Below are 13,241 nucleotides of genomic sequence, written 5' to 3'. Positions count from 1 at the left end.
AGGAACCGTAATGAAACTAAGAGAACCAATGCCAGAATTGGATGGCGCTACTGAGTGGCTGAATGGAGAAGTTACAAAGACAGACTTAGTAGGTGACAAACCTACATTAATCCATTTTTGGTCTGTAAGCTGTGGTCTTTGTAAGGAAGCGATGCCGAACGTGAATGAATTCCGTGACGAGTATAAGGATGAGTTGAATGTAGTTGCAGTCCATATGCCGCGTTCAGAAAAAGACCTGGACTTAGATAAGATAAAAGAGGTCGCTGAAGAACATGGAATTTCCCAATCCATCTTTGTTGATAATAAGCACGCATTGACAGATGCCTTTGAAAATAAATATGTACCTGCCTATTATGTATTCGACGAAGAAGGAAATCTCCGCCATTTCCAAGCTGGCGGAGGAGGCATGAAAATGCTGCGTAAACGCGTGAATCGTGTCCTTGGTAAAAATGTGAAATAAGTTATCCGATTGTGAACCCCCTGTCGATCCAAATACAGGGGGTTTTCTTATGTGCAAAAACAGGTATCAAAATTTTTAAAAAATTAAGTCGAAAGGGTGGAAATTTATTTCGGAACCCGATATATTTATAAATACGTGACAAATTGTTAGAGGGAGGGGAACAGATGGAAACATTCAAGAAATTGAAGCAATATTATTGGCCTTTTAGAAAGTATTTTTTTACTTCTCTGTTTTTTGTAATGTTAGTGACAGCGATTACACTCACCTATCCGATCATACTGAAGATTACCATTGATGATGTAGTTTTAGGCGAGCAATACAACTTGATTCCGTATTTATCAGCAGGGTTCATTCTGATTATGCTGGTAAAAGGTGTTGCCAATTTTCTTCAGCAGTATATGGGGGACTTATTTGGGGTTAACTCTGTGTACACATTGAGGGACGGTTTGTACAAAAAGCTGCAACGTTTATCATTTACTTATTATGACAATGCGCGAACAGGAGATTTGATGTCACGGCTGACAATGGATGTAGAAGGTTTTAAATTCTTTTTGGCGGCCGGACTCAAAGAATTGATAAAAGTGGTTCTCTTAATCGTTTTCAGTTTAAGTGTAATGTTTTATTACTCTATACCGCTTGCTCTGGTAACTATGGCTGCCATGCCATTTTTGGGTGTTGTAGTCTATAAGTTTGACCAACGGGTCCATCCTTCATTCAGAAAGATCAGAAAGTCTTTAGGGAAATTAAACACCAGGATACAAGAAAATGTCAGTGGTATGAACACAGTCAAATCATTATCAAAAGAGGGCTTTGAAATTGAAAGATTCACCAGCAACAATGTAAATTATAAAGACAATTATATTGCGACCTCCAATATTTGGGCAAGGTATTTTCCCTTGATGGAGTTCATCGGCAACGTATGTATGGTGGCCCTGTTGGCATATGGTGGGTACCTCGTAGTAAATGGCAACCTCAGCTTAGGGGCATTGGTAGCCTTTTTCAGTTTGGTAAGTTATATACTCGGACCTCTAATGCATTTGGGGTTCATCGTCAACATGTTTTCCCAGGCGAAAGCATCCGGTGAACGTCTGTTGGAAATTTTGGAGGCGGAAGAAGATATAGTCGAGCAGGACTGTCCGATAAAAATGGACCGTTTGAAAGGGCATGTTACCTTCAATGATGTTACCCTCACTTACGCAGAAGAAGATGATACTGCCTTGAAAAATATTTCTTTCGACGCCCCTCCTGGCAAAGTGATAGGCTTAATGGGTGCGACTGGTGCTGGAAAGACGAGTATCACTCAGCTGATTTCCAGGTTTTATGAACCAGAAACCGGCGAAGTATTGGTAGATGGGATCAATACGAGAGAGTATGATTTAAAGACATTGCGCCGCAATATAGGTTATGTTCTGCAAGAGTCCTTCCTGTTTTCTACAAGCATAAAAGAGAATATTGCATACGGAAACCCGGCTGCAGATATGGAACAAATCATCGATGCAGCCAAGAGAGCACAGGCGCACGATTTTATCATGGAAATGCCGAACGGATATGACACCATGCTCGGCGAAAGGGGAATGGGGCTGTCTGGAGGACAAAAACAAAGAATTGCAATCGCGCGGTCTATTCTCATCGACCCAAGCATACTAATTCTGGACGATGCCACGTCTGCTGTCGATATGGAAACTGAATTCAAAATTCAAAAAGCGCTTAAAGAAGTAATGAAAGACAGGACAACTTTTATCATTGCTCACCGTATTTCGTCTATTAAACACGCTGATGAGATACTTGTTCTTGAAGATGGGGAAATTGTAGAGCGCGGGCGGCACGAGGAACTACTGATCAATGGCGGCCCATACCAGCGCATCTATGATATTCAATATCAGGATAAAGAAGAAATTATGAGTGCTTCTAAATAAGGAGGGAAAAATTTGGCTAAGAATATGACAAGTGGATCCAATAATAGCAGCAGACACTTAAAGCGATTTTATTATCCCCTTGACCGAGCTGTAGAGAAGCCTTTTAACTGGCAACAGATGGCCAGGTTGCTTACGTACTTGAAGCCGTACGCAAAAACCCTCGTGCCCGGGGCGATCATCGCTATGTTTATTTCTACCGCGGTTCGTCTTGCAGTACCGATTTTAATAGGGAAGGTAGCAATCGATGTAGCAATTAAAAATGGAGATGTTGGTTTTCTTACTTATTTGGTTTTGGGGATTGCACTCTTGTACTTAATCAGTTATATAGGGAATACGTTCCGGATCAAGTGGGTAAATATACTGGGTCAAAACGTCATCTATGATTTAAGAAAGAAGTTGTTTTCCCATGTGCAGTACCTTTCGCACAATTTCTTCGATAAACGGTCGGCAGGATCCATTCTGGTAAGAATCCTGAATGACGTTAATTCGCTCCAGGAACTATTTACTAACGGTATTATCAATTTGTTGATGGATACCGTCATGCTGCTGGGTATCGTGGTAATCCTTTTCGTGCTGAGTCCAAAACTTGCTTTGGCTGTATTGATCATCCTGCCGTTAATGTTTTATATTTCAACAAGACTGAGAAGGAATATACGGAGGTCCTGGCAAGAAGTCAGGATTCAAAAATCCAGATTGAATTCGCATCTTAATGAAAGTATGCAAGGCATCCGCATCACACAATCCTTTTCTCAAGAAACAGAAAACACCGAGTTCTTCGACGGGGTGAACAAAGACAACTTTGAAAGTGAAAGGCTGGCAACTAAGAAAAGTGCCTATTTCGGGCCGTTCGTCGAAATGAGTAATGCTATTGGTACAGTCATCCTCATCTCCTATGGTGCCCACTTGCTTTTAATGGGGGAGACCAACGGTGGAATTGCTATCGGGGACTTCGTCTCGTTTGCTTTTTTCCTGGGGATGTTCTGGGAACCAATATCCCGATTGGGTCAAATATATAATCAGTTATTGGTAGCTATGGCTTCTTCGGAACGAATATTCGAATTTTTGGATGAAAGGCCGAATGTTGTAGAGAAGAAGGAAGCGATTGAATTAAAGGACATGAAAGGGCATATTGAATTTGACCGTGTACAGTTCTCCTATGATGAAGATAGAATTGCATTACATGAAATATCTCTTGAAATGAAGCCGGGTGAAACAGTGGCTCTTGTAGGTCATACTGGATCTGGAAAATCGACGATAGCGAATCTAATCAGTCGTTTTTACGACCCGACCAAGGGGGCCGTACGAATAGACGGCCATGACTTAAAAGATATAAAGTTGGATAGCCTCCGGCAAAATATCAGCGTAGTACTGCAGGATACGTTCATTTTTTCCGGAACAATTCTGGAAAACATCCGATTCGGCCGGCCTGATGCAAGTGAGGAGGAAGTATATCAAGCTGCAAGGGTAGTGGGAGCGGAAGATTTTATCAAGCGCTTGGCTGATGGTTATGAAACGGAAGTTGAAGAAAGAGGTAATATCCTTTCTGCCGGTGAAAGACAACTGTTATCTTTTGCGAGGGCATTGTTGGCAGATCCGAGAATATTAATATTAGATGAAGCGACTGCAAGTATTGATACAGAGACAGAAGTGAAAATTCAACAAGCTTTGAAAAAGCTGTTAAAAGGACGTACAGCCATCATGATTGCCCACAGATTGTCTACTATACGGGAAGCCGATAACATCATAGTCCTCGAACACGGAAAGATTCTTGAACAGGGCAATCACCGCGAATTAATGGATAAACGGGGAGAGTATTTTGACTTGGTGAAGTCTCAATTTCAAATGCTGAATGATTTATAGAATACAAAAATAGACCCATGGCTGTTCCGGCCGGGTCTATTTTTTTGTATGCGTTAATTTTTTTGCTCGATCTATACAAAGAAATATTATTCGAAATGTTTATAGCTTAAAGAGAAAGGATATTGGGAATAAGCAGGTTTTTATTTTTCCGGCAAGATTCATACTTCCGCGGTAAATTTAAGGCAAATAAGGCGGAAAGATATGATTCCCCGCTTGGTTTGGCTATCACTCTGGCAATATGCAGCGCGCTAAACCTTGAGGCTGGAAATCTTGCTCTTTTTACTGAATACATACTTTATTTGAGGTGATAATCGATGTTTGAAGACAGCGTCATGATGAGCAGGGCGTTGACGTCTTTGACGTTAGGCTTCCATATAATTTTTGCCACGATCGGTGTTGGGGTGCCCTTCATGATTTCATTGGCAGAACTAATCGGTATAAAAAAGCAGGATCCCCACTACCTGCTGCTTGCAAGAAGATGGGCGAGAGGTTTCGTCATAACCGTTGCAATTGGAGTTGTGACCGGCACGGCAATCGGACTTCAGCTCTCCTTATTGTGGCCCTCCTTTATGCAAATAGCCGGTAATGTTATCAGCCTGCCTTTATTTTTGGAGACTTTTGCCTTCTTTTTCGAAGCAATATTTCTCGGTGCCTATTTATATACTTGGGATCGATTTAAAAATCCGTACACCCACTGGTTATTATCTATACCTGTAGTAGCAGGAGCTACATTGTCAGCAGTGTTCATTACGGTGGTGAATGCTTTTATGAATGCTCCTCAGGGTTTTACACTGGAGGGACGTACGATAACAGCAATCGATCCAATAGCAGCTTTTTTTAATCCAGCGACCCCTGCGAAAGTGTTTCATGTGGTGTCGTCTGCCTGGTTGACAGGTGCAGCAATATTGGCCGCCATTACGGCGTTTACCATTCTGAAAAAACAGTCGAGTCCATATCACAAAAAAGCGTTGAAGCTATCGATGACGGCAACTTTGATTTTTGCTTTGTTAACCGCTGTTGCCGGAGATGTATCTGCAAAATATCTCGCCAACAACCAGCCTGAGAAATTGGCGGCATATGAATGGCATTTCGAGACAGAAGCAGGTGCTGACTTGATTTTCTTCGGAACCTTGAATGAAAATAACGAAGTGGAAAATGCAATCAGATTTCCAAAGTTTCTAAGTTTTTTATCCCATGGTGACTTCAATAGTGAAGTAATTGGACTTGAGGAATTTAAAAAGGATGTAACACCTCCATTATGGATCCATTATTTGTTTGATGGGATGGTAATGATAGGTATGTTTGCGTTGGGAATCTCTATGCTTTACCTTCTTTTTGAGAGAATCCGGAAATGGAATGAAGAAAACAGACTATTGCTTTGGCTGATTTTCCTCAATGGCCCGCTCGCAATGCTTGCCATTGAATTAGGGTGGATACTCGCGGAAGTTGGCAGACAGCCTTGGATTTTGAGAGGTTACATGAAAGTCGCCGAAGCAGCTACAACATCTCCCAATGTTGGCTGGATGTTTCTTTTATTCTTAACACTTTATCTGATTCTTGGTGTGATGGGGGTAGGAGTTCTAAGAAAACTGTTCAAAGATAATCCAGCCGAATTGGAACTGGAAAAGCGATATCCGAATATCTCTAAAAAGGATGATTTCAAATGAGTTATGAAATGGCCGGAATTATAGTACTCTGGTTATTCCTATATGGTTACCTGATTGTTGCCTCCGTAGATTTCGGAGCAGGTTTCTTTGCTTATTATGCGAAACAAACAAAAAAGGATCATATTGTTAATCAACTGATCTCCAGATATTTATCGCCGGTTTGGGAAGTTACCAATGTGTTTTTTGTTTTTTTCTTTGTAGGGCTTGTTGGTTTCTTTCCTGATACAGCTTTTTATTATGGTCAAACCTTATTGATACCTGGCAGTATTGCAATCGTTTTGATAGCAATAAGAGGCTCTTTTTATGCATTTGAAAACTATGGATCGAAAAAGAGTCCCGTTTATATGTTTTTATACGGTGCTACAGGTCTCCTCATACCTGCTTCGCTTTCAACTGCACTCACCATCTCGGAGGGGGGATTTATTCAAGTAAAGGAGGACAATGTATCGCTGATGACTTCTAAATTGCTGACAAGTCCGTTTTCATGGAGTGTTGTTTTCCTGGCAATCGTTTCTGTGTTATTTATCAGTGCGGCCTTTTTGACATATTATGCTGATCGAGCAGATGATCAACCAGCACTTCGTCTGCTAAGGTCTTACGCCTTAATCTGGAGTTTTCCTACGATGATTGCCAGTTTAACAGCGTTCATAGCATTAAGTCAGCATAATATGGAACACTATCAAAACTTAATTGATTTATGGTGGATGTTCGGTCTCTCCTTGGCTTGTTTTTCTGTTGCAATATGGCTGATTTATCAAGAGAGACACTATGGCGCCGCATTTATATTTGTTATGTTCCAATTCTTTTTCGCCTTTTTTGGATACGGAGCAGGACATTTACCATATTTATTATATCCATATGTAACGATTCAAGAAGGCGCCACACATGAAACGATGGGGTTAGCCTTGGTAATAAGTTTCATCCTAGGTCTTTGTCTGTTAATTCCTTCATTATATTTGTTAATGAAAATGTTCTTGTTCGATGCTGATTATGTCAAAGGAAAAAAGTGAGACATTTCACGCTATTTATATTCAAAATGTGTTAGACTAATCATGGAAATTGTAACTCGGTAACTAAAATCCGGGTAGGAAAGATTTATCGTAGATGGAGGAAATATCATGAAACGAGATTTTGCTGTAATCGGACTTGGACGCTTCGGCGGTAGCATATGCCGGGAATTAAGCAGTGAAGGTATGAATGTACTTGCTATTGATTTGGAAGAAGATAAAGTAAACGAATATAAAGATGTCGCTTCACATGCTGTGATTGCAGATACAACCGATGAGAAAGTGTTGAAAGAATTGGGAATCAGAAATATTGACCATGTAATTGTAGCAATCGGAGACAATATCCAATCGAGTATCCTGACCACGCTGATGCTGAAAGAACTAGGGGTCAAAAGAATCACTGTAAAAGCACAAAATGATTATCATGCCAAAATTCTGAATAAGATGGGAGCCGATCAAGTAGTCCATCCCGAAAGAGACATGGGAAAAAGGATTGCACATAGTATCATCTCCAATAATATACTCGATCACTTGGAATTATCGGAAGACCACAGTATTGCTGAAGTGAAGGCCGGAAGGAAGATGAGCGGCAGAACATTGCAAGAATTGGATATCCGGGCCCAGTTTGGCTGCAACGTGGTTGCCATCAGACAAGCTAAAGAGATAAACGTTTCTCCGATGGCAGATGAAAGGTTGAGTTCTGAAGATATTTTAATTGTCATCGGCGCGGATAAAGATATATCGCGGTTTGAAAAGCAATTGGTAGTTGAGGATGATTAAAAATATGCTATAAAAAAACCGCCCTGTGAAGGGCGGTTTTTTTTATACTTCCATGATTATTGGAAGGATCATCGGTCTCCGTTTTGTTTTTTCATATAGGAACGGAGCGATTGTATCGGTGATTTCATTTTTGATTTCGGACCATTGTGTTGTTCTTCTTTCCATTACTTTGTTTAAATGGCCGGAAACCATTTTTTGAGCTTCCTTGATCAAGTCTTCTGATTCTCTCATATATACGAAGCCTCTTGAAATGATATCTGGTCCAGAAGCTATCTTGAATTCTTTCATATCAATGCTTACTACTACAATAACAAGTCCTTCTTCGGACAAAATGCGACGGTCTCTCAAAACGATATTACCGATGTCGCCAATGCCGCTTCCATCCACATATATAGAACCGGACGGGATTTTACCAGCAATCGAAGCACTGTCTTTGCCAAGGGCAAGTACATCGCCATTATCCATTACAAAACAATTACCTGGATCGATATCACAAGCATTGGCCAATTTTGTATGCTCTTTAAGCATCCGGTATTCTCCATGTATAGCCATGAAATACTTCGGCTGGATTAATCGAAGCATGAGCATTTGCTCTTGCTGACTACCATGACCGGAAGTATGGATGTCATTTAGAGGGCCATGAATGACTTCCGCACCAGCTCGATATAACATATTGATGGTTCTGCTGACGCTTACGGTATTTCCAGGGATTGGTGAAGAAGAAAATACTACCGTATCGCCAGGCATTATCTGGATTTGTCTATGGGTTCCGTTAGCTACCCTTGATAAAGCGGCCATTGGTTCTCCTTGGGAGCCAGTACAAAGAATTGTAACTTCGTTGGCAGGTAACCTGTTTAGTTGGTGAGCATCGATAAACGTATCTTTAGGAGCTTGTATATAACCTAACTCCTGACCGATTGTGATTGCCGCTTCCATGCTTCTTCCGAATACCGCAACTTTTCGATTATGTCTTACCGCTGATTCCACAACCTGCTGAAGTCGATGGATATTGGAAGCGAAAGTCGCAAATATCAGCCTGCCGTTAGTACGGCTGAATATATCGTTAATGCTTTCACCTACAACGCGTTCGGACATAGTAAATCCCGGAACTTCACTATTTGTGCTGTCTGATAATAAACATAAAACTCCTTCTTTACCGATTTCAGCCATTTTGGCTAAATTTGCCGGTTCACCGACCGGGGTGAAATCAAATTTGAAGTCCCCGGTATGGACGATGTTTCCAGGAGGTGTTTTGACTACTATTCCATAGGAATCTGGAATGCTATGTGTGGTACGGAAAAAAGTAACTGAAGTTTTTCTGAATTTAATTATATCGTCTTCTTGAAATGTGTTAAGCTTAGCATTTCGTAAAAGTCCGTGTTCATCCAATTTGTTTTTAATTAGTCCAATCGCAAGTTTTCCAGCATAGATAGGCACATTTATTTGTTTTAGGAGATAAGGGATGCCTCCAATATGGTCTTCGTGTCCATGAGTGATGAACAGCCCTTTGATTTTATCTTGATTTTGCACCAGGTAGGTGTAGTCTGGGATGACATAATCAATTCCAAGAAGTTCGTCTTCAGGAAATTTGATTCCTGAATCTATAAGAACAATCTCATCCTGGAACTGTACGCCATACATGTTTTTGCCAATTTCACCTAAGCCGCCGAGTGCAAAGACAGCTGTTTGGTCGTTTTTAACAAATTTCATCGATTATAGATTCTCCACTTGGAAGTCTTCCGACTCTTTTTCGTAGTCTAAATGTGCTGCATCAAGTAACTGGATAAACTCGATGTTGATATTGCGATTGGAAAGCTCTTTGCGTACTTCTCTTTCTGATTCAGCTTCAAAATATAAACTTTTTGTTCTTTCTCTTACAGGAACTTCGTATGGGAGTTCCTGATATAGTACTTTATAAACCATTTCTATATCTCTCCTTATGTTCTTTATTACAGTTTTTTTTCCTATATAGCAAATTTATTATCAGCATTTAGTGGTTCAATTCGCGGTAATGGGTCAACGACAATCTTATTTTCGAAAAGTGCTGGGCACACCTTTGCGTCCCAATAGACCTTTCCATCTTTTCTTTAATTTTTCCCTCAAACGTTTTAACATTATTGCTTACAGCTCCTTTCCTTATACAAAAAGCAAAGCAACAAAAACGTTTTTACCGATCCGATCCAATCCCTATTACTTAATAGTATAGTATGAATTGGCAAATATTGAAATAGAAACACACTTTTATATAGAAAAAAATCCATCAGGTGCCATCTTGTAAGTCTTTTTCGTCTGCTTTCGTAGTAGTTTTTTCTGAATGGGGCTGCTTATGCAGTCACAGGCAAGGGAGGGCTGAATAGTCGGGCAGCCATAAAAGGATTTACGATATCGGCCGCTACATGACCAGTGACCGGTCTGTCAATGAATTGTGGGAGTCAATAATATATAGGAAGAAAAAACACTGGCCGGAAATCATTCCGGCCAGTGTTTTGCTCGATTTATTCGATTGGTTTTGCGTTTTCAGGTGCTTCAAACGGATTTTCCGGATTAATATAATCATAAAACATAACACCGTTCAGATGGTCTATTTCATGTTGGAACACGATTGCTGCATAACCTCGCAAGCGTAATTTCACTTCATTACCGTCCAAGTCGACAGCCTTAACAGTTATTCTCGCATATCTTGGGACATAACCTGGAATTTCCCTGTCTACTGAAAGGCATCCTTCTCCAGATGACAGATATGCTTTTTCAACGGAATGGCTGACAATTTTCGGGTTAAACAGACCGTAACTGTAATGTTTGTCATCCAGATCATCGAAATGTACGGCAATCATACGTTTGGACAATCCGATTTGTGGAGCAGCAAGGCCGACTCCAGGTCTTAATCCGTATTTAGAAGACACTTCCTCATCTTGGCTGTTTTTCAAGTATTGAAGCATTTCTTCAAGTGTCTCTTTATCAGATGCCGATGCAGGTAGTGGTACCTCCTCGGCTACTTTATTTAGAATTGGGTTTCCTTCCCGTACGATATCTTTCATGGTGATCATTCTTCTTCACTCCTATAAGCCTTCTTTTACTGATATAAGTTTAACACAGAACTTCCTTCAATTGTTGCGTTAAACACAAGCACTTCTCAGTCCGGAATTTCCTATAAAGAAAACGGTTGTATAAAGCTTGGAAAATCCTTTATTATCTGCGAAAATTGTTATATTATTGTAATCGTACATATTTTATACATAAACAAGGTACCCATCAAGAGTTAGGAGGAGAAGTGTTGGGAAAGAGAGTATTTGCATACATATCTGCAGTTTTCTTACTTGTGCTGGCTGCTTGCAATAATCAATCGACTTCTGAGCAAATGTATGAGCATCTGGAAGAAGCTGTCGCTTTGGAGGAGGCCTTTGCTGAACAACAGCAGCCCCTGGTTGAATTGGAACAACGGGAGAAAGAAATTTATAATGAAATTATTAACCTGGGAATGGAAGAATTCGATCAGGTCGAAGAATTATCCCAAGAAGCAATAAGTATTATCGATGAGCGCGAAGAGAAGCTGAAAACAGAGAAGCAAAGCATTGAAGATGCCAAAGAGGAATTTGATAAAGCGGCAGAAATGGTTGACGAGCTGGAAGAAGAAGAGGTCAAGGGGAAAGCGGAAGAAATGGTCTCAACTATGAATGATCGTTACCAAGCATATCAGGATTTGAATGAATCTTACACTTCCGCCCTTGAACAAGACAGAACCTTATACGAATTACTCCAAAATCAAGAACTGAAAGAGGAAGAATTGAGAAAGCAGATTGATACGATCAACAATCAATATGACGAAGTGATTTCGGCAAACCAGAGCTTCAACGACTATACGGAACAATATAATCAATTGAAACAATCGTTTTATGAAGCAGCAGGTATAGATGTCGAGTATGACGAAGCAACTGAATCGGGCGAAACCGAAGAATAATCAACAAAAAAACTTCCATTTAAAGGGAAGTTTTTTTTGTTGGGAATTAAGGCGGGTCGTCAACCATTCATTAATACAGTTCTCTGTTTCAAATGAAACAGGGTGGTTGTAGACGGCTTGAGAAAAAGTTATTTATATAGGAAACCATGAAAGTTTTTGATAAAAATAAATAAAAATACAGGTTAAAGTGTTTGACCATGGGAAATGGATGAGCTAAACTAATATCAGAGTGAAAATTGTACCAGTCAAATTGATGTATATAAATGTAACAGTTTCTTGCTACTAGTGATCAAGATTAAAAAAATACATACAGGGTATTGTATTTTATATTATGGTACAGATTTTTTCATCTTTTGGGAAGGCTAAAACGGTAAAGGGAAAATTCCCGCTGCGTACGGCTGATAGTCCTTATTCGGACTAGAAGCTCGGCTTATCAAAACTCAGTCTTACTAACCTACCCGTAGTTACGGGAAAATTTAAAGGATAAGAGAAAGGAAGAGGTGAGTCATTTTGAAACGTACTTTAGAAAATATCGAAAATCAATTTGAAACGTTTCAAATTCTGAATGAAGATGGCGAGATTATCAATGAAAATGCTATGCCTGATTTATCAGATGAAGAATTGAAGGAACTAATGCAACGGATGGTTTATACTCGTATCTTGGATCAGCGTTCAATCGCGTTGAATCGTCAAGGAAGACTAGGTTTCTACGCTCCTACTGCAGGACAAGAAGCTTCCCAGCTGGGAACACAGTTTGCTTTGGAGAAAGAAGATTTCATTCTTCCCGCATACCGTGATGTACCACAATTGATCTGGCATGGCCTGCCACTATATCAAGCTTTCTTATTTTCCAGAGGACATTATCACGGCAACCAAATGCCTGAAGGGGTCAATGCCCTAAGTCCGCAAATTATCATCGGAGCTCAATATACTCAGGCTGCAGGAGTGGCTCTTGGTATGAAACGCCGTGGCAAAAAGTCCGTAGCTATAACATATACAGGTGACGGTGGTACTTCCCAAGGTGATTTCTATGAGGGTATTAACTTTGCAGGGGCATACCAGGCGCCGGCGATTTTTGTTGTGCAAAACAACCAATTTGCTATTTCAGTACCAGTAGAAAAACAAACTGCAGCTAAGACATTGGCGCAAAAAGCAGTAGCTGCTGGAATTGAAGGCGTACAAGTAGACGGTATGGATGTGCTGGCAGTATATGCTGCAACTAAAGAAGCAAGACAACGCGCTGTAGATGGAGAAGGTCCTACACTGATCGAAACTTTGACTTATCGTTACGGTCCACACACAATGGCTGGAGATGATCCTACCCGTTATCGTACAGACAACATGGATAACGAATGGGAAAAAAGAGACCCGCTTGTTCGTTTCCGTACTTTCCTTGAGAAAAAAGGCCTGTGGTCAGAAGAGGAAGAAAACAAAGTGATCGAGCAAGCTAAAGAAGAAATCAAAGCTGCGATTAAAAAAGCAGACGAACAACCAAAACAAAAGGTAACAGACCTTATTAAAAATATGTATGACGTACTTCCGGCTCACTTAGAGGAACAGTTGGAAGAATACACAGAAAAGGAGTCGAAGTAA

General features: G+C 40.4%; 11 protein-coding genes. 8 read left to right on the top strand and 3 right to left on the bottom strand.

What is annotated here, in order from left to right; genetic code table 11:
* Nucleotides 1–10: 10 nt before the first annotated feature.
* The 6 genes from CZ434_RS05385 (at nucleotide 11) to CZ434_RS05355 (ending at nucleotide 7,690) form a co-directional block, all read left to right on the top strand.
* Nucleotides 11–460, top strand: coding sequence for a TlpA family protein disulfide reductase (locus tag CZ434_RS05385; RefSeq protein ID WP_077622174.1), 450 nt, complete (start codon nucleotides 11–13; stop codon nucleotides 458–460).
* Nucleotides 461–624: 164 nt separating this feature from the next.
* On the top strand, nucleotides 625–2,376 hold the full coding sequence (locus tag CZ434_RS05380) for an ABC transporter ATP-binding protein (RefSeq protein ID WP_077622173.1): 1,752 nt from the start codon (nucleotides 625–627) through the stop codon (nucleotides 2,374–2,376).
* Nucleotides 2,377–2,400: 24 nt separating this feature from the next.
* Nucleotides 2,401–4,236, top strand: a complete 1,836-nt coding sequence (locus CZ434_RS05375; RefSeq protein ID WP_077625077.1) for an ABC transporter ATP-binding protein — start codon at nucleotides 2,401–2,403, stop codon at nucleotides 4,234–4,236.
* 314 nt (nucleotides 4,237–4,550) lie between these two features.
* Nucleotides 4,551–5,903: a cytochrome ubiquinol oxidase subunit I gene (locus tag CZ434_RS05365; RefSeq protein WP_077622171.1), complete on the top strand. Its 1,353-nt coding sequence runs from the start codon at nucleotides 4,551–4,553 to the stop codon at nucleotides 5,901–5,903.
* On the top strand, nucleotides 5,900–6,913 hold the full coding sequence (locus CZ434_RS05360; protein WP_077622170.1) for a cytochrome d ubiquinol oxidase subunit II: 1,014 nt from the start codon (nucleotides 5,900–5,902) through the stop codon (nucleotides 6,911–6,913). The genes CZ434_RS05365 and CZ434_RS05360 overlap by 4 nt, the downstream gene beginning before the upstream one ends.
* Nucleotides 6,914–7,021: 108 nt before the next feature.
* A complete protein-coding gene (locus tag CZ434_RS05355; protein ID WP_077622169.1) occupies nucleotides 7,022–7,690 on the top strand; it encodes a potassium channel family protein in 669 nt (222 codons plus the stop codon).
* A gap of 42 nt (nucleotides 7,691–7,732) precedes the next feature.
* On the opposite strand, the gene rnjA is transcribed toward CZ434_RS05355, so the two are convergent.
* From rnjA to def, 3 genes are all read right to left on the bottom strand, one after another.
* Nucleotides 7,733–9,400, bottom strand: coding sequence for a ribonuclease J1 (rnjA, locus tag CZ434_RS05350; protein WP_077622168.1), 1,668 nt, complete (start codon nucleotides 9,398–9,400; stop codon nucleotides 7,733–7,735).
* Nucleotides 9,401–9,403: 3 nt separating this feature from the next.
* Entirely contained in the window at nucleotides 9,404–9,613 is a 210-nt protein-coding gene (locus tag CZ434_RS05345) for a DNA-dependent RNA polymerase subunit epsilon (RefSeq protein WP_077622167.1), read from the bottom strand.
* A 572-nt stretch (nucleotides 9,614–10,185) separates the two neighbouring features.
* The gene (gene def / locus CZ434_RS05340; protein ID WP_077622166.1) at nucleotides 10,186–10,737 is read right to left on the bottom strand and encodes a peptide deformylase; all 552 of its coding nucleotides are present in this window, start codon (nucleotides 10,735–10,737) and stop codon (nucleotides 10,186–10,188) included.
* A 224-nt stretch (nucleotides 10,738–10,961) separates the two neighbouring features.
* On the opposite strand from def, the gene CZ434_RS05335 reads away from it, so the two are divergent.
* Entirely contained in the window at nucleotides 10,962–11,648 is a 687-nt protein-coding gene (locus CZ434_RS05335; RefSeq protein ID WP_077622165.1) for a YkyA family protein, read from the top strand.
* A 510-nt stretch (nucleotides 11,649–12,158) separates the two neighbouring features.
* Complete coding sequence (gene pdhA / locus CZ434_RS05330; protein WP_077622164.1) at nucleotides 12,159–13,241, top strand: pyruvate dehydrogenase (acetyl-transferring) E1 component subunit alpha; 1,083 nt, start codon at nucleotides 12,159–12,161, stop codon at nucleotides 13,239–13,241.

The sequence above is a fragment of the Sediminibacillus massiliensis genome (genome assembly GCF_900156915.1).
GTDB classification, from domain to species: Bacteria; Bacillota; Bacilli; order Bacillales; family Amphibacillaceae; genus Sediminibacillus_A; species Sediminibacillus_A massiliensis.
The sequence above is the reverse complement of the archived record's forward strand: the minus strand, read 5'-3'. Positions and strand labels throughout refer to the sequence as shown.